Origin of the sequence: Streptomyces flavofungini (assembly GCF_014650815.1) — a bacterium.
In the GTDB taxonomy this organism is placed as follows: Bacteria; Actinomycetota; Actinomycetes; order Streptomycetales; family Streptomycetaceae; genus Streptomyces; species Streptomyces flavofungini.
The window spans coordinates 60,637-77,294 of sequence record NZ_BMVR01000017.1; the positions used below are offsets into that span (position 1 = coordinate 60,637).

Annotated in this window: 17 protein-coding genes; 9 read left to right on the plus strand and 8 right to left on the minus strand. The window is 71.1% G+C overall.

Going from position 1 to position 16,658, the window contains the following annotated elements; translation table 11 throughout:
- Positions 1–268: 268 nt before the first annotated feature.
- On the plus strand, positions 269–694 hold the full coding sequence (locus IE274_RS33385; RefSeq protein WP_190119688.1) for a VOC family protein: 426 nt from the start codon (positions 269–271) through the stop codon (positions 692–694).
- 8 nt (positions 695–702) lie between these two features.
- Here IE274_RS33385 and IE274_RS33390 read toward each other — a convergent pair whose 3' ends face one another.
- Entirely contained in the window at positions 703–1,305 is a 603-nt protein-coding gene (locus IE274_RS33390; protein ID WP_190119689.1) for a DinB family protein, read from the minus strand.
- Between the two features lie 204 nt (positions 1,306–1,509).
- On the opposite strand from IE274_RS33390, the gene IE274_RS33395 reads away from it, so the two are divergent.
- Positions 1,510–4,764, plus strand: a complete 3,255-nt coding sequence (locus IE274_RS33395) for an ATP-binding protein (protein ID WP_190119690.1) — start codon at positions 1,510–1,512, stop codon at positions 4,762–4,764.
- Here IE274_RS33395 and IE274_RS33400 read toward each other — a convergent pair.
- The 3 genes from IE274_RS33400 to IE274_RS33410 form a co-directional block, all read right to left on the minus strand.
- Entirely contained in the window at positions 4,745–5,536 is a 792-nt protein-coding gene (locus tag IE274_RS33400; protein ID WP_190119691.1) for an ABC transporter permease, read from the minus strand. The genes IE274_RS33395 and IE274_RS33400 overlap by 20 nt on opposite strands.
- Positions 5,533–6,495: an ATP-binding cassette domain-containing protein gene (locus IE274_RS33405; protein ID WP_190119692.1), complete on the minus strand. Its 963-nt coding sequence runs from the start codon at positions 6,493–6,495 to the stop codon at positions 5,533–5,535. The genes IE274_RS33400 and IE274_RS33405 overlap by 4 nt, the downstream gene beginning before the upstream one ends.
- 81 nt (positions 6,496–6,576) lie before the next feature.
- Entirely contained in the window at positions 6,577–7,269 is a 693-nt protein-coding gene (locus tag IE274_RS33410; RefSeq protein WP_190119693.1) for a TetR/AcrR family transcriptional regulator, read from the minus strand.
- A gap of 208 nt (positions 7,270–7,477) precedes the next feature.
- On the opposite strand from IE274_RS33410, the gene IE274_RS33415 reads away from it, so the two are divergent.
- Positions 7,478–7,843, plus strand: a complete 366-nt coding sequence (locus IE274_RS33415; protein ID WP_190119694.1) for a hypothetical protein — start codon at positions 7,478–7,480, stop codon at positions 7,841–7,843.
- Positions 7,844–7,847: 4 nt separating this feature from the next.
- On the opposite strand, the gene IE274_RS33420 is transcribed toward IE274_RS33415, so the two are convergent.
- Positions 7,848–8,360: a MarR family winged helix-turn-helix transcriptional regulator gene (locus tag IE274_RS33420; RefSeq protein WP_190119695.1), complete on the minus strand. Its 513-nt coding sequence runs from the start codon at positions 8,358–8,360 to the stop codon at positions 7,848–7,850.
- Positions 8,361–8,453: 93 nt separating this feature from the next.
- Between IE274_RS33420 and IE274_RS33425 the strand changes: the two genes are divergently transcribed.
- Entirely contained in the window at positions 8,454–8,876 is a 423-nt protein-coding gene (locus IE274_RS33425; RefSeq protein ID WP_190119696.1) for a Rid family hydrolase, read from the plus strand.
- Between the two features lie 189 nt (positions 8,877–9,065).
- Entirely contained in the window at positions 9,066–10,682 is a 1,617-nt protein-coding gene (locus IE274_RS33430; RefSeq protein WP_190119697.1) for a GMC oxidoreductase, read from the plus strand.
- A 118-nt stretch (positions 10,683–10,800) separates the two neighbouring features.
- On the opposite strand, the gene IE274_RS33435 is transcribed toward IE274_RS33430, so the two are convergent.
- Positions 10,801–11,391, minus strand: a complete 591-nt coding sequence (locus IE274_RS33435; RefSeq protein WP_190119698.1) for a TetR/AcrR family transcriptional regulator — start codon at positions 11,389–11,391, stop codon at positions 10,801–10,803.
- 70 nt (positions 11,392–11,461) lie between these two features.
- Here IE274_RS33435 and IE274_RS33440 point away from each other — a divergent pair, with 70 nt between their 5' ends.
- Positions 11,462–12,355 (plus strand): NADP-dependent oxidoreductase, encoded by an 894-nt coding sequence (locus tag IE274_RS33440; protein ID WP_190119699.1) that lies wholly within the window; start codon positions 11,462–11,464, stop codon positions 12,353–12,355.
- Positions 12,356–12,534: 179 nt separating this feature from the next.
- Positions 12,535–13,269 (plus strand): DUF8692 domain-containing protein, encoded by a 735-nt coding sequence (locus IE274_RS33445; protein ID WP_190119700.1) that lies wholly within the window; start codon positions 12,535–12,537, stop codon positions 13,267–13,269.
- A 175-nt stretch (positions 13,270–13,444) separates the two neighbouring features.
- Here the strand turns inward: IE274_RS33445 and IE274_RS33450 are convergent, their stop codons facing one another.
- Positions 13,445–13,885: an OsmC family protein gene (locus tag IE274_RS33450; protein ID WP_190119701.1), complete on the minus strand. Its 441-nt coding sequence runs from the start codon at positions 13,883–13,885 to the stop codon at positions 13,445–13,447.
- Between the two features lie 177 nt (positions 13,886–14,062).
- Positions 14,063–15,175, minus strand: coding sequence for an ABC transporter substrate-binding protein (locus IE274_RS33455; protein WP_190119702.1), 1,113 nt, complete (start codon positions 15,173–15,175; stop codon positions 14,063–14,065).
- Between the two features lie 365 nt (positions 15,176–15,540).
- On the opposite strand from IE274_RS33455, the gene IE274_RS33460 reads away from it, so the two are divergent.
- Positions 15,541–16,467 carry a hypothetical protein gene (locus tag IE274_RS33460; RefSeq protein WP_229909975.1) on the plus strand — a complete coding sequence of 309 codons (927 nt, stop codon included), beginning with the start codon at positions 15,541–15,543 and terminating at the stop codon, positions 16,465–16,467.
- A gap of 21 nt (positions 16,468–16,488) precedes the next feature.
- Positions 16,489–16,647, plus strand: coding sequence for a hypothetical protein (locus tag IE274_RS33465; RefSeq protein ID WP_190119703.1), 159 nt, complete (start codon positions 16,489–16,491; stop codon positions 16,645–16,647).
- Positions 16,648–16,658 lie beyond the last annotated feature (11 nt).

The window sequence follows — 16,658 nt, forward strand, 5'->3', positions numbered from 1 at the left end:
GCGCGGGCGACGCGGCCGGACAAAGCACCACGGCCAACCCATCAAGCCCATCAAGCCCGTCACACACGAACTGGTCTGGGCCGACGCCCAGGTCCGCTCCGGCCAGGCGATCCAACGCGAGCCCCCTCGTCGTGTCCGACCCATCCACCAACGACCAAAACCGCCCTGGCCAGGGGCATTTCGGGATCAGCCACTACTTGTCACCCTAACCAACAATCCGGATCCACACCGGGAAACGGGCACCAGAGCCCCCTGCTATCGTGCGCCGATGTCATCGATCAAGCAGTTCCAAGTCACCTTCGACTGTGCGGAGCCCGAGCGCGTGGGTCGCTTCTGGTGCGAGGTGTTGGGTTACGAGGCGCCGCCACCGACGGGGTTCGACACGTGGGCTGATTTCGATCGCTCGCGCCCGCCCGAGGAACAGGGTGCGTTCTTCGCCTGCGGCGATCCCTCCGGTGTCGGCCCGCGCCTGTTCTTCCAGCGCGTTCCCGAGGGGAAGGTCGTCAAGAACCGGGTGCATCTCGACGTACGGGTCGGCACCGGTCTCGTCGGCGAAGAGCGCCTGGCCGCACTGGAAGCCGAGTGCGCACGCCTGATCCCGCTCGGCGCGGTACGCGTGCAACTGCTGTACGACGGCACCGACTCGTGCATCGTGATGCAGGACGTCGAGGGCAACGAGTTCTGCGTCGACTGAGCAGTCTCCTAGTCGGTCCTGCCGACCTCCCGCGCGACCCGCTCCAGCCGATCCCGGTAGTCCTCCCACCACGCCGCATCACCTGGCGGCATGCTGTCCTTGTCCTTCAACCGCCCGGCGGAGCCGTCGATCAGCTCGCGCACGATGTCCGCGTGACCGGCGTGCCGATGGGTTTCGGCAATGATGCGGACGACCACGTGATGCAGTGTCACCTCTCGCCGTTCCTCGGGCCTCCACGGGACCTGGCCGATCGCGTCCAGGCCGAGCGTCTCTATCGTGGTGTCGGAGTGTTCCCACGCCTGTCGGTACAGCCCCACGATGTGTTCGCGGGACTCGTCCGCGGTGGCCCACATGTCCGCGGTGTGCTCGGGGTTCTCCGTGTACCACCAGGGCGGCGGCGCCTCGTCGAAGTACGGCCGTCCGAACGCGTCGCCGAAGTACCCGAGTTCCACCGACGCGACGTGTTTGACCAGTCCCAACAGGTTGGTGCCGGTCGGTGTGAGAGGACGGCGGACGTCGTACTCGCAGAGCCCGTCCAGCTTCCACAGCAAGGCTTCGCGGGCTTCCTGCAGGTAGCGGAGAAGGTCCGCTTTCGCGTCGTGTCGGATCATGCCCCGCAGTCTCCCACCCGGCACTGACAACCCGGCCGCAGGCCGATGCGGCGTCCGCGCAGGAAGTCTCCGAGGTGGCTGTCGTCCATGTGGTGGGGTCGGGTGGTGGCTCGGCGTGCTGCCGGGGTGTGTCCCACCCAGGCGGTACGCGGCCTGGTCGGCAGTGGCTGACCTGCCGCCCGCCGGCTTGGCTAACCTGCACGGATGAGCACCGACCTGACCTTGCTGTCGCGTGTCGCCCATCGCGGGCAGGAGGTCACCGCACCCCGGCTCCGCGGCCTCCTCGCGCTGCTCGCGGGGGACTTGGCCACGGGCTGCAGCACCGAGCGGCTCGTGGCCGGGCTGTGGCCGGACGAGCTGCCGGAGCGGCCGGGCAAAGCGGTGCAGGTCCTCGTGTCCAGGGCACGGGCGCAGCTCGGCGCCGACACCATCGCGAGCACGCCGACCGGATACCGGCTCGCCCTCACCGAGGACCAGGTCGACAGCTCCGCCCTCCTGCTGCACGCCGCCGCGAGCGCCGACCGGGCCAGGGCCGGGGACCACGCCGGATCGCTGGCCGCCGCCGAGGCCGGGCTCGCGCTGTGGCCGGGCACCCCCGACGTCCACGGCACCGACGACCCCGTGGCCGCGCTGCGCGCCGAGCGCGCCCCCGTCCTCGACACGCTCGCCCGCGCCCAGGCGCTCGCCCTCGCCCGCCTCGGACGGCACCCGGAGGCGGCAGGACCGCTGGCCGTGATCGCCGTGGAGCACCCGCGCGACGAGGAGGTCCTCGCCGAGCTGCTGCGCGCCACGGCGGCGACGGCGGGCCCATCGGCCGCACTGACCCGCTACGAGACGTACCGCCGTGAGCTGCGCGACGCACTCGGCACCGAACCGGGCGCCGGGCTCAAGGCCGTACAACAGGAGCTGCTGCGCGGCGAAGCGCTTGCAGTCCGGCACGGCGTACCGCACGAGCCGAACCAACTCCTCGGCCGGGACGAGGACATCGCGCACGTAGAGGAGCTGCTGCGCGCCTCACGGGCCGTCACCGTCGTCGGCCCCGGCGGTCTCGGCAAGACCCGGCTCGCGCACACCGTCAGCCGCCGGGCCGAGCAGCGCGTGGTGCACTTCGTGCCGCTCGCCGGTGTCACCGCGGACGACGACGTCGCGGCGGAGGTGGCCGCCGCGCTCGGCGCGGGGGAGGGGCGGCACGGCGCTGTGACCGGCCACACCCCGGTCGACCCCGTGACCGGCATCCTCGGCGTGCTCGGCACCGGACCCGCCCTGCTGGTCCTCGACAACTGCGAACACGTCATCGGCGGCGCCGCCGGCCTCGTACACGCCCTGGTCGCGTCCGCGCGGGACCTCACGGTGCTCGCCACCAGCAGGGCCCCGCTGGACCTCACGTCCGAGGCGGTGTACGCGCTGCCGGAACTCGGGCTCGACACCTCCGTCGAGCTGTTCACCCAGCGGGCCCGGGCCGCCAGGCCGGGCGTCGGGCTGCCGCCGGACGCGGTGGCCGAGCTGTGCCGTCACCTGGACGGGCTGCCGCTCGCCGTGGAGCTGGCGGCGGCGCGGGTACGGGTCCTGTCCGTGCCGGACATCGCCCGCCGCCTCGGCGACCGGTTCGCGCTGCTGCGCGGCGGGGCCCGGGACGCGCCGGAACGCCACCGCACCCTGCACGCGGTCGTCGAATGGAGCTGGAACCTGCTCACGCGGGACGCCAGGGCGGCGCTGCGCACGCTGTCCGTCTTCCCCGGCGGCTTCAGCGGCGACGCGGCGGAGCAGGTCCTCGGCGAGGACGCGCTGTCGCTCCTTGCGCAGTTGGCCGAGCAGTCGCTGCTCACCGTCGCCGACACCCCGGTCGGCGTACGGTTCCGGATGCTGGAGACCGTACGGGAGTTCAGCGCGGCCCGGCTCGCGGAAGCGGGCGACGAACCCGCCGAGGCAGGCGGGGAGTTCGGGGAGGCGAGTAGGGAACGTGCGGAAGCGGGCCGGGATGTCGCGGGGGCGGGTGGGGAAGAGGAGGCCGTCGGCCGGTTCCTCGCCTGGGCGCGGGACTTCGGCGTCGCCCACCACGACCTCCTCTTCGGCTCGGAACCCCTGTCCGCCTGGGAGCTGATCAAGGCCGAGCAGGACAACCTCGTCGCGGCCCTGCGGCACGCCCTGGCCCGCACGGACGGCCCCACCACGGCCGCCGTCACCGCCGTCCTCGCCGCCGTGTGGTCCACCGACTCCAACTACCCCCGCCTCGCCGCCCTCGCCGCCGACACCGGCCCGCCCCTGTCGCACTACCACCCCGAGCCCGCGTACGTCGAAGTGGCCCGCGCCGCAGCCGTGTTGTGCACGGCGAGTCTCTTCAACGGCTCGCACGTCGTACGTCATCTCGTCACCCTGCGACGGCTGCCCCCGGCCCCGCCGGACACCCTGCTGCGCGCCACCGCCGTGGTGCTGAGCGCGGTCCCCGAGATGCTCCCTCCCGACCACGCGGTGCTCCGCACGCTCTGCGACAGCGAGCGGCCGCTGGTCGCGGGCATCGCCGAGTGCGTCGCCACCTACGTCTGGGAGTACCAGCACGACATCGACCGCGCGCTCGCCTCGGCCCACCGGATGATCACCGCGGTGGCCGCGGTGGACTACCCGTCCCTGCAGGTCATGAGCTACTCCCGGCTGAGCGAGCTGTGCCTGAAGACAGGGCGGGGCGAGGACGCGTACCGCTATCTGCAGGCCGCCCTGGAGGCGCTGCCGAGACTCGGCGAGGAGCACGACTACATCGGCATCCGCTCCGGCCTCGCCCTCGCCTGCCTGCAACGCGGCGACCTCGACGAGTCCGAGCACTGGCTGCGGCAGGTGGAGGCCGGCGGCGCACAGCAGGACGGGTTCTACAGCCCCGACATCGGCGTACGCGCCGAGATCGCGCTCGTCCGCGGGCTGCCGGAGACCGGGCTCGGCCTGTGGCGCGGCGCGATGGAGCGGTTGGCCGAGACCGGTTCGAGGTACCACGGCGACCCCTGGATCGACCCCTGGGCACTGGAGATCCAGGCGGCGGCTGTGACGGCGCACGCGTACGCCGGCCGTCTTGAGGTCGTCGAGGAGGCTGTCGACCGGCTGCGGCAGCGGCTGCGGACGTTGCTCCGCGGGCCGTCACGGTCGCCCATGGAGCTTCCGGTGTACGGGACGGTGCTGCACGCGCTGGGGGTTTCGGGGCTCGCGTCCAGCGGTGCCGGTGTCCGTCCGGGTGCGCGTGCGGAGGGGAGCGCGGGTGCGGGCGCCGCCGCCGATGCCGTACGAATGATCGCTCTGGCCGAACGGCTGCGCGTGCTGCGCGAGTTCCAGCCGACCATGTCGGCGGCCCGCGCCCGGCACGCGGCCGAGCACGCCGACGGGGCGGCGTACGCCGACGCGGTGTCGGGGTACGCCGCCCTGGGGCTGGACGAGTTGCGGGACGCGGCCCGCGCGCTCATTCGGGATCGCGGTTGAACAGCGACGTCGCCCAGAAGTAGCCGAGCGTGCCCAGGCCCAGGCACCAGCTGACGGTGATCCAGCCGTCGTTGCCGATCTCGCTGCCGAGGAGCAGGCCGCGCAGGGTCTCGATGGCCGGGGTGAACGGCTGGTACTCGGCGATGGGTTGGAACCAGCTCGGCATCGCGTCGACCGGGACGAAGGCGCTGGAGATGAACGGCAGGATGATCAGGGGCAGCCCGTTGTTGCTGGCCGCTTCGGCGTTCGGGCTGGCCAAGCCCATTCCCACGGCGATCCAGGTGAACGCCGTGGTGACCAGCACGAGCAGCCAGAACGCCGCGAGCCACTCCAGGACCGTGGCGTCCGTGGACCGGAAACCCACGGCCACGGCGACGGCGCCCACGAGGACCACACTGATGACCGCCCGCAGGACGCTCCCGACGACGTGCCCGATGAGTACCGAGCCACGGTGGATCGCCATGGTCCGGAAGCGGGCGATGATGCCCTCGGTCATATCCATGGTGACGGACACCGCCGTCCCGGCCGGCGTGCCGCCGATGGTCATCAGCAGGATGCCCGGCACGAGGTAGGCGATGTACTCGGCGCGGTCGGCGCCGCCGCCTCCGATGCCCGCGCTCATCACGTCGCCGAAGACGTAGACGAAGAGCAGCAGCAGGACGATCGGCATCAGCAGCACGTTCAGGGTGAGCGACGGATAGCGCCGCGCGTGCAGGAGGTTGCGGCGCAGCATCGTGAACGAGTCGCGTACGGCGGGGGAGAGGGAGCTCATCGGACCGCCTCCGCGGGCTTGTCGGCGCCGCTGGTCAGGGCGAAGAACACGTCGTCGAGGTCGGGAGTGTGCACGGTGACCTGGTCCGCTTCGACGTCGGCGGAGTCAAGCCAGTCCAGGAGGGCGCGCAGCTCGCGCTGACTGCCGTCGCTGGGGAGCCGCAGCGTCAGCGACTCCTCGTCCGCGGTGACTTCGCGCAGGGCGACGGCGGCGGAGCGGTACGCGGACCGGTCGGCGAACCGCAGCCGTACGTGTCCGCCCGGGATGAGCCGCTTCAGCTCGTCGGCGCTCCCTTCGGCGGCGATCCTGCCGTCGTTCAACACCGCGATGCGGTCGGCGAGTTCGTCCGCCTCCTCTAGGTACTGGGTGGTGAGGAAGACGGTGACGCCGTCGGCGACCAACTCGCGGATGATGCCCCACATGGTGTGGCGGCTGCGCGGGTCGAGGCCGGTGGTCGGCTCGTCCAGGAAGATGATCCGCGGGTCGCCGACCAGCGTCATGGCGATGTCGAGACGGCGCCGCATGCCGCCGGAGTAGGTGGCGGCGGGCCTCTTCGCGGCCGCCACCAGGTCGAAGCGGTCCAGGAGCGCGGCGGTGGTACGACGGCCCTCGCGGCGGGAGAGGTGGTGCAGGTCCGCGACGAGAAGCATGTTCTCCTCGCCGGTGATCAGCCCGTCGACGGCGGAGAACTGCCCGGTGACGCCGATCGCGGCCCGCACCGCCTGCGGGTCGACGGCCAGGTCGTGGCCGTCGACCCGCAGTTCACCGGCGTCGGCGCCGATGAGGGTGGAGAGGATCTTGACGACGGTGGTCTTCCCGGCGCCGTTCGGGCCGAGCAGGGAGAAGACGGTGCCGCCGGGCACCGCCAGGTCGATGCCGTCGAGGACCGTCTTGTCCCCGTACGCCTTGTGCAGCCCCTTGGCCGCGATGGCGAGTGAGCGCGATGTCGTTGTGGTCATGCCGCAGAAGGTGCGGCAGGCCGCATTCAGCGCGGTTTCAGGAGGGTTTCAGCGGTCTGGAACCGGGGCCGCGCCGGGTGGTCAGGGCCCGGCGGGCAGCCCGGCACCGCCGGCGAGCAGGCCGTCGAGCTCGGCGGCGAAGAGCTGTTCGGGGTCGAAGCTCATCCCGGTGAAGTGCCCGGCGAGTTCCAGGGACAGCACGCCGTGCATCCGCGTCCAGAAGGCCAGGGCCCGGTGCAGGGCCGCGGGCGGGGCGGGGTGGTCGCCCGCCCACTGGCGGTGGTCTGCGAGGTGGGCGGCGAAGGAGGTCGCGGGGCTGACCTCGGACCGTTCCGAAGGCGAGTCGGCGAGCGCGACGCAGGCGTCGAGCAGCGTAGCCATGATCTCGGACGAGATGGCGGTGGTGTCGTCAGGCGCGTGGTAGCCGGGGACGGGCGTGCCGTAGAGGAGGAAGTACCGCTGGGGGTGGTCCAGCGCCCACCGGCGCAGGGCGTGCGCGAGCGCGGTGAGGTCGGCTCCGGGGGCGGCGGCTGCTTGGAAGGTGTCGGCGAGGCTGCGGTAGCCGTCCCGGATGAGCTCGGTGATCAGCTCGTCGCGGCTGGCGTAGTACCGGTAGAGCGCGGGCCCGCTCATCCCCATCTGCTTGGCGATCGCGTTCAGGGACAGCGCGGACGCCCCCGCCGAGGCGATCTGCCCCCATGCGTGGTCCTTGATCTCCGTCCGCACCTGAGCGCGGTACCGCTCGCGCGGGGTCGTCGTGCCCGTATCAGCCATGGCCTAGCCCACCTCTCCTGACCCACACCGTTGCTATGCACTCAAGGTTTCGTTAGAGGTTATCACTGAAGCTATTGACGATAGATCCTCACGGGCGTTAGAACTTATAACGAACGGCAAAGCCACTAATCATCCGGGCGGCGCGGCGGATCCGACTCCGCAACCTCAGGCTCCGCACGTCCGGCCACTCGCACCCGAGGAGAACGTCATGGCAGCCTCCACCGCGACACCCGCGACGACGGACCACCGCCGCATTCCGCGGGCGGTGACCATCTCCGCGTGGGCGGTCCCCCTCATGGTCCTGGGTCAGTTCGCCCTGATCTCGGGCGTGCCGGTCGTGATCGCCCTGATCGGCGCGTTCACCCGCGTCCGCGACCGGGCTGTCCGCGGCGCGGCCACGCTCCTGGCTGTCAGCTTCACGGTCCCGCTCGCGATCTGGCTGGTGCGGCCCGACGGCGCGCAGAGCCTGTCCAAGGACATCCACCCGGCGTTCGTGGGCCTGATCGTCGCCGCGGGGGCCGCGCTCATCCTCGCCCTCCGTCGCGCCCGCCGCGGGGAGAGCGCGGCGCGGTGACGCGCTACGCCAGGTCGGCCGGCCGCACCCGCAGCTTCTCGGCGATCCGGGCGAGCGCCTGCTGGTCGGCGGCGGTGAGCTGGTCGAGGACGAGCTGTCGCACCGAGCGGACGTGGGTGGGTGCGGCGGCGACGACCACGTCGTACCCGGCGTCGGTGAGGGCGGCGATCGTGAAGCGGCCGTCGTCGGGGTCGGGCCACCGCTCCATCCAGCCACGCTGCTCGAACCGCTTGACGACGTTGGACAGGCGCGACAGGGAGCCGTTGGCGAGATAGGCCAACTCACTCATCCTGAGGCGGCGTTCGGGGGCCTCCGAGACGTGACTGAGCGTCAGGTACTCGAACAGGGTCAGACCCGCCTCCTGCTGCAGCGGCGACTCCAACTGCCCCGGAAGCAGCAGCACCAGCGAGACGAGCCCGGTCCACGCCTCCTTCTCGGGTGCGCTCAGCCACAACGCGTCTGTGGCGGCGCCGTCGGGGGCGTCCTCGCCGGGGTTCGGGTGTGCGCGGGTGGCCATGACCGCACCATACCGAACGGTAGTGACTTCACGCGTGAAGCGAATGCGTGGTAGCTTTCACTTCACACGTGAAGTGAAATGGAAGGGGTCATCATGACCAAGCCGGAGTTCTTCGCCACGCCCGGATACGGCGAGACGCAGCTCGAAGCCATGCACTACAGCCAGGCGGTCCGCATCGGCGACCGCGTCGAGACCTCGGGCCAGGGCGGCTGGGACGACGACTGGAACTTCCCCGAGGTCCTAGAGGACGAGATTGTCCGGGCGTTCGAGAACGTCGAGCGCACCCTCGCGGAGGCCGGCGCGAGCTGGCGGGACGTCGTCGCCGTGAACTCGTACCACGTCCCCGAATCCGCCGAGTCCATCGGCGAGGGTCACAACCGCGTCATGGTCGAGCAGTTCCGCAGGCGCATGGGTGACCGTGCGCCGATCTGGACCGAGGTCGGCGTGCCGGCCCTCGGGGCGCCGGGGATGCGCGTCGAGATCCGCGTCACCGCTGTCATCGGCCACGACGACTGACCGGCGCACAGACGACTGCCCGACGCACCGACGACTGCGGCCGAGCCGTACCCACCCCTGCGTGATCTTCGTTGGACGACGGCAAGTAAGGTGCAAGATCGGGCAGAAGTTACTTTTAGGTATGTCGTGACTTCCTCTGTGCCCAGCAGTAGAACTCGTTCTGATTCAGCCAAGAGTGAGGAAGGTCACATGAGTGGTACACCCTTACGTGGCAAGGCATCTGACGGCCTGTCACGGAGAAGATTCATCACTGGAACAAGTTCCATTTTCGGCGCCGCCATGCTCGCCTCGCAGGCCTCCCCGGCCCGGGCGGTCGACGGCGCCGCCATCCCCGTCCTGGTGATCGGCACCGGATACGGCGGCTCCGTCGCCGCCCTGCGGCTCGCCGAGGCGGGCGTCGACGTGCACATGCTGGAGATGGGCATGGCTTGGGACACCCCGGGGTCCGACGGCAAGATTTTCGCCAACACCACGAGCCCGGACGCCCGTTCCTACTGGCTGCGCACCAAGACCAAGCAGCCCCTGAGCAACTTCCTCGGCTTCCCCATCGACCGGGCCGTCCCGCGCTACACCGGCATCCTGGACGCCGAGGAGTTCGGCGGCATCACCGTCTATCAGGGCCGCGGCGTGGGCGGCGGCTCACTGGTCAACGGCGGCATGGCGGTTACGCCGAAGCGCGAGAACTTCGCCGCGGTCCTCCCGTCGGTCAACACGGGGGAGATGTACGACACTTACTACCCGCGCGCCAACGCGGGCCTCGGCGTGAACGCCATCGACCCGGCCTGGTTCGAGACGGCCGAGTGCTACCAGTACGCCCGGGTCGGCCGCAAGCACGCGCAGCGCTCCGGGTTCCCGTTCGTCTTCGTACCCGACGTGTACGACTGGGACTACATGAAGCGGGAGGCCGCGGGCACCGTCCCCAAGTCGGCGCTCGCGGGGGAGATCCTGTACGGCAACAACTACGGCAAGAAGTCGCTGCAGCAGACGTACCTCGCCCGCGCGAAAGCGACCGGCCGCGTCACCATCTCCCCGCTGCACAAGGTGACTTCGGTGACCCCGGCGGCCGGGGGCGGCTATACGGTCACGGTCGACCAGATCAACACCAACGGCGACACCGTCGCCACCAAGACCATGACGGCCGACAAGGTGTTCTTCGCCGCGGGCAGCGTCGGCACCAGCAAACTCCTGGTGAAACTGCAGGCCACCGGTGCACTCCCGCACCTCAACGGCGAGGTCGGCAAGGGCTGGGGCGACAACGGCAACGTCATGTGCGGGCGTGCCAACCACCTCTGGGACCCGACCGGCAGCCTCCAGTCCGCCATCCCCACGGCCGGCATCGACAACTGGGCCGCGGGCGGCGCGTTCGCCGAGGTGGCACCACTGCCCACCGGCATCGAGACGTACGCCTCGTTCTACCTGTCGATCACCAAGAACCCGCACCGCGCCCAGTTCTCCTGGAACGCGTCGGCGGGCCGCGCCGAGCTCAACTGGCAGACCGCCTGGAAGCAGCCGTCGATCGACGCCGCCAAGACGATCTTCGACAAGATCAACGCCAAGGAGGGGACGATCTACCGCACCGACCTCTTCGGTGTGTACAAGATCTGGGGCGACCACCTCACCTACCACCCCCTCGGCGGCGCGGTCCTCGACAAGGCCACCGACAACTACGGCCGCCTGCACGGCCATCCGGGCCTCTACGTCATCGACGGCGCCCTGATCCCCGGCAACACCAGCGTCAACCCGTTCGTCACGATCACGGCACTCGCGGAACGCAACATCGAGAAGATCATCGCCGCTGATCTGTAGGCCGCCGCTCGCCCGGCTCTTCAGGGCGGGCAGCGCATCCCGGATGATCCGGCGGCGCACGAGCACTAGGGCTCCCGGTACAGCAGGACGGTGAGCCCTGGTGTGGCACCAGGAGAGTTCATCGCGCCCGTGGAGAAGGGCTGGCGGCCTCCCACGCCGCCTCGATCATCTCGAAGATCTCGTCCACCGCCGACCCCGGATCGGTTGCCTCGCGGGCCAGCGAATAGGCGTCGATCACGAACCTCGCGATCGTCCGGCAGGCCGTTGGGGACTGCGGCAGGCCGGGGTCGGCGGCGATGGCCGTCGCCAGCGTGTTCGCGTGGCGCAGCCGCATCGACTCCTCGTACTCCCGCAGGGCAGGGGATTCTTCGATCATGCGCCATATGGGGGCGGCGCCGTCCGCCGTGCAGTGGCGCACCAGGGCGTGGATCTCCAGGCGCAGCGCGGGCAGGAGCGGTTCCCGCGGCGGCCGGTCGGTGACCGCCCGGGTGAGGCGTTGCTCGAAGTCGTCGTCCCGCTCGAACACCAGGGCCTCTTTCGAGGCGAAGTGGGCGAAGAGCGTGGTGACGGCCACGTCGGCCTCGGCGGCCACATCGCGGATGCCCACCGCTTCGTAGCCGCGTTCCAGGAAGAGCCGCAGGGCGGTGTCGGCGATCTTCTGGCGGGTCGCGGCCTTCTTGCGCTCGCGGCGTCCGGTCGGCTCGGTCATGCCCTGACGCTATCAAATCCAAAGACGTAACCGTTCCGAAATGCTAACCGTTAGTGTTACGGTCGGAGGTATGAAGAGAGTGAGCTTCGCCGAGTTCGGCGGTCCTGACGTCCTGCACCTCATAGACGCCGAGGAGCCCCACGCGGGCCCCGGCCGGATACGCGTCGCCGTACGGGCGGCGGGCGTGAACCCCGTCGACTGGCGGATCCGTGAAGGCCAGTTCCTCAAGGCGCATCCGCTCGAGTTGCCCGCCGGGGTCGGGCTCGACGCTGCCGGGGTGGTGGACGAGGTCGGCGAGGGCGTGGAAGGGGTCGAGGTCGGCGACCATGTGTTCGGCGAAGGGCTCAGCACCTACGCCGAGTTCGCCGTGCTGACGGCCTGGGCCCGGATGCCCGAGGGGCTGTCGTTCGAAGAGGCGGCCGGGTACCCCTCCGTGGTGGAGACCGCGCTGCGCATCATCAGTCAGGTCGGTGTGCGGCCCGGGCAGACGCTGCTGGTCAGCGGCGCATCCGGGGGAGTCGGGTCGGCGGTGCTGCAGATCGCCCGCGAGCGCGGCATCGCGGTGATCGGCACGGCCGGGGCCGCGAACCAGGACTATCTGCGCGACCTCGGCGCCGTCGCCACGACGTACGGCGAGGGCTGGGTCGAGCGGGTGCGGGAGCTCGGCCGGGTCGACGCGGCCCTCGATCTCGCCGGTTCGGGCGTGATCGGCGAACTCGTCGAACTGACCGGGGACCCGCAGAAGGTGGTCTCCATCGCCGATCTCGGCGCGCCGGAATTCGGCGTCCGCTTCTCCGACACCGCCGGGAGCGTGCCGGACGCGCTCGCCGTGGCCGCCGACCTCATCAAGCGGGGCAGGCTCCACATCCCGGTCGAGAAGTCGTACACGCTCGGCGAGGCCGCGGCGGCGCACATCGACAGCCAGGCGGGGCACACGCGCGGGCGGCGGGTGATCGTCGTCTGAGTCGCGGGCGCTGGGCGCCGGCCGGGCGCCCAGCGCCGCCGCTCCGTGCGCCGCCTCGGCCCCGACGCCCGGGCCGAGTTCACCGCTTGCGCACGGGCACAAGAGGCGTGTCTGAAAGGGCACGGTACGGGGTGCCCCGGCCACTTCGGGTGCTGATCAAACCGCTAATCTCCGTATGCATGACCGATCTTCAAACGCAGGACCAACTTGTGGGTAAGGTCGAGAGACCACCGGCCCGCCGCGTCCTGTGGTTCGCCGCGGGTGCCACCGGGGCCTTACTCGTCGCAGATCTCGGCACGCGCGCCTACAACAGCTACGACTCCATACCGAGCGTCCGCAGGCTGGTGAACGTCGACGTCGAGGGAAATCTGGCCACTTGGTGGAACAGCACGCTGCTGCTGGCCGTGGCGGGCGTGGCGCTGATCGCCGCGCTGCTCAGCGGGCGCGACGCGCGTCCCGGGCGGCTGTCCTGGCTGGGCCTCGCCGCTGCGACCGCGCTGCTCAGCCTCGACGAGACGATCTCGCTGCACGAGCGCCTCGGCGAGGTCGGCAAGTCGTGGAAGGAGTGGGCCGGGGGCTCGCTGCCCACGCACGCCTGGGTGTTGCCCGGCGCGCTCCTCGCGGCGACGGGCACCGTGATCGCCGTCCTGTGGGCCCGAAAGCTCCCACGCGACCTGCGCAACGGCCTCCTCGCCGCACTGGGGGTGTACCTGGGCGGGGCGCTCCTCACCGAGGCGTTCAACGGCTGGGCGCTCGAGAACGGCCACAGCACCGTACTCATGCTGGGCACGCTCGTGGAGGAGGGGCTGGAGATGAGCGGCTGCGTCGTCGCCCTCGCCGTCCTCAGCCGGTACGTACTGCTGGAGCATGACCCGGCGTCAGGACGCGCGGTGGTACGACTGCGGGACAACTAGCGGAGGTTCGGGGGCGGGCTTTCGTCGTCGTGGAGCGCGGCACCGATGGCGCCGCGCGCGTGCGCGCGCCGGCACCCGGAACGGTCGGCGACGAGCACGCGATCTCGGACAGCGGAAGGCCCCGGCAGGTGATGGCCGGGGCCTTTCGCTTGCTCGGGCGCTGCCCGCTCGGGCGTCAGGCGCCGTCAGCGGTGCCGGACACAGTCGTGCTGACCGGCGTGCCCGCCTCGACGGTGCGGCTGACCGTGCAGAGCCGGTCGTGCGAGGTCTTCACGGCCCGGGGGAGGATCGCGCGGGCGCGGTCCCCCGACGGGCCGTCCGGGAACGTGACGGAGAAGGCGACGTCGAGGTCCGACAGCCGGTTGCCACTCTCGTCCTCGACCTTGTTGCCGGTCACGGTGACGGTGAACGTGGTCGGATCCGTGTGCCGACTCGTGGCGACCTCCACATCGGCCGCGCTGCAGCCGCCGATCGCGGCGAGGAACAGCTCGACCGGCGTGAAGTCGGTGCCCGAGCCGGTGCCGAAGGTCAGCGTGCCCCCGCGGGCATTGGTCGCGGTGAACCGGCCCGGGCCGGACCGCTCGATGGTGACGGAACGCAGTGAATTGTCAGTCATGACGACGACGGTAACGTCACGCCGTCCGAACCATCCGAAGGCCGCGCCTGCCCGGGGCTCCGCTCACAGCCGGTTGTTGTTCCGGTGTCGCACGGGAGTGACGTACGACAGGGGCGTACGAAGGCGGCGTACAAGACGTGGCGTACGAAAGGTGGCGCCGCCACGAGCCGCGCTCCCTCACCCGACGTGCAGGACCCGAAAGCGATCCGGTTCCGCCGGATCCCGATCCACCACCTGGACCGACGGCCAGACCCATTGCCACACGCCGATGCCCGGCATACGGGAGAACCGTATCTGACCGCGGGTGCCTTCGACGGCGGCGTGCGACCAGGAATCGGCGATGCGCGCCCGGTCCACCCCGTGCGAACGCAGCACCTCGGCGAGGACGGCGATCGTGTCGTAGCCCTCGAAGGCGACGAAGGACGGCGCTTCGGCCAACTGCTCTCGGAGTGCGGTCTCGACCCGGGTGCCGAGTGGGGTGAGGTGCTCGGGCAGGTAGCGCAGGAACGGGATCGCGGCGCCGTCGTCGCCCAGCAGTTCGGCCCATTCGGCGAACTCCGGTTGTCCGGCCGGGGCACCGATCAGAATCTCGCCGAGGCGCGGGTCACGGCGGACGGACTTGACGATCGGAACGGCGGGCTCCGGGTGGCCGACCAGCAGTAGGAGGGCAGTCGCGCGCTGGTCGACGAGTTCGTCGCACACCGCGTCGGGGTCGAGCGCCCGCATGTCGAGTTCGACGACGGTGCCGCCGCGCGGAGTGAGGTGGTCGCGCAGGACGCGGGTCCCGGACGCCCAGTAGACACTCGGCTGGGTTGCCACGGCGACGCGGCTGTGGCCCGCGCCGAGGAGGAAGTCCGCGTAGATCTGCCAGCCGTGGGACTGCGCCGGGGCGAGCCGCGCGACCCATTCCGTCGGCTGCTCCGTGAGCGCGTCGAGAACCGCCGACGAACAGAGGAACGGCAGGCCGAGGGCGTCGGCCCTGGCGGCAGCGGCGCGGGCGACGACGCTGTGGTACTCGCCCGCCACGGCGACCACGCCCAGCTGCGCCAACTCAGCCACGGCCGCCGCGGCCCGCTGCGGATCGGCGGCGGTGTCCCGGACGACCAGCTCAAGCGGCCTTCCGGCGACGCCGCCCGCCTCATTGACTGCCTGTACGGCCAACTCAAGCCCGGCCAGCAAGTGGTGCCCTGCCCCGACCCAGCCGGGCCGCGTCAGCGGAACGAGAGCGCCGATCCGGACGGCGGCTGCGTCGCTCTGCTTCGCCGCAAGTGGCGATGGTGGCGTGGTCATGGGTTGGCGCCTCCCCGAGCGGTGATTCGGGTTCTTTGCCCGGATCACGGTGTGAACGTCATTGGCGCCGAGAGTAGTTGAGCCGCGAACGGTCGGCCTAGGCGCCCCTTACGGGGGCGAGGTGGGCGAACACCTCGCGGGTGCGCACCCCTTCGACTGCGGTGGGAACTGCGATGACCTCGCCCCCGCCGGATGGGGGAGGAGGACAAGACCGGCGGTTGACGCAACGGGTGGTGCGGCCGACGAGGGTGGGGTTCATGGCGGGAAGCGAAGGAGACCCCTCGATGGATCGGCGGGATCGGCGGGATCGGTTGGATCGGCTGGACCGCGCCGGACGGCTGGCGGCGTATGGGGCGGCTTTCGCGATGACCCCCTACGCGTTGATCAAAATCTCCTGGGCGGTCGGCGCGATGGCCGGGCTGGTGCCGATCGGCGACGGGTTCAGCCCGGCCGGGTGGGCGGTCCTCAACACCGTGACCGTCGGCATGGCAGGCATCGGGATCGCCATGGCCCTCGCCCTCGTCCGGCCCTGGGGGATGCGGATACCGGGGCCCTTGGTCGTGTGTGTCGCGTGGGTGGGGACGGGGTTCCTCGTCCCCGTGCTGCCGTACGCCGTGCTGGACTCCATGCTCGGCCTTTCGGGCGGGGGTGAACCGCAGCACCATGAGGACGACGGTCCGGCCATGCCTGGCTGGGAGGCAGGGCTGATCCAGTTCAGCTTCGTGGGGATGGGGCTGGGCCTGGCGCTCGCCCTGCCCGCCTATCTGAGGCGGCGCTGGCCGGAAGCGTTCGCCGGTCCGGTCGGCGTCCACGCGCAGAGCGGCCACTCGCGGGGCGGTCGGCGCCACGTGCTGGGGGCCGTTGGCGCCGGGACAGTGGTCGGCGCGGTCTGGATCTACTGGGCGCTCGGCGGCACGGCCGGTATGGCACACCCGACGGAACTGCATGCCAACGGGCGCCTGCTGACGGGCATATGGGGCGGGTGGGCGCTCACCGCCTCCGCCGCCACCTGGGCGGTCGGCCGCGGTCGGCCCGCCCGACTGCCCCGCTGGATCCCCTTGACGCTCGGCTGGCTGGGAACGGGTTCGCTCTTCGCGTGGAGCAGTTGGAGGCTGCTGTTCACGTCGTACGTGGCGATGGCACGCCCCGCTGACGCGTCACTGCCGGAGGACCTCGCCGTCGCGGCCGTGGTGCACGTGGCCGCAGTGCCGGCAGGCGCGGTGATGCTCGCGGCGCTGCTCCGACCCCGCAGGCGCAGCGCGGCACCCCACCCCGTCAACGCCCCTGCGTGACCACCGCACCCGCCCCCACGCGTGAACCGGGACCACCGCCGCCACGGCTACGGCGAGGCCGTCACCGTCGCCACCCGCAAGGCAGCCGGTTTCCAGCAACGCCCCGAGGTTCGGGACCTGCGCCGGGCCGCCCAGGGCCTGTCCGGTGGACAGGCCCTGGGCCTGAAGGAATCGCCGTGAGTTCGCGGGCC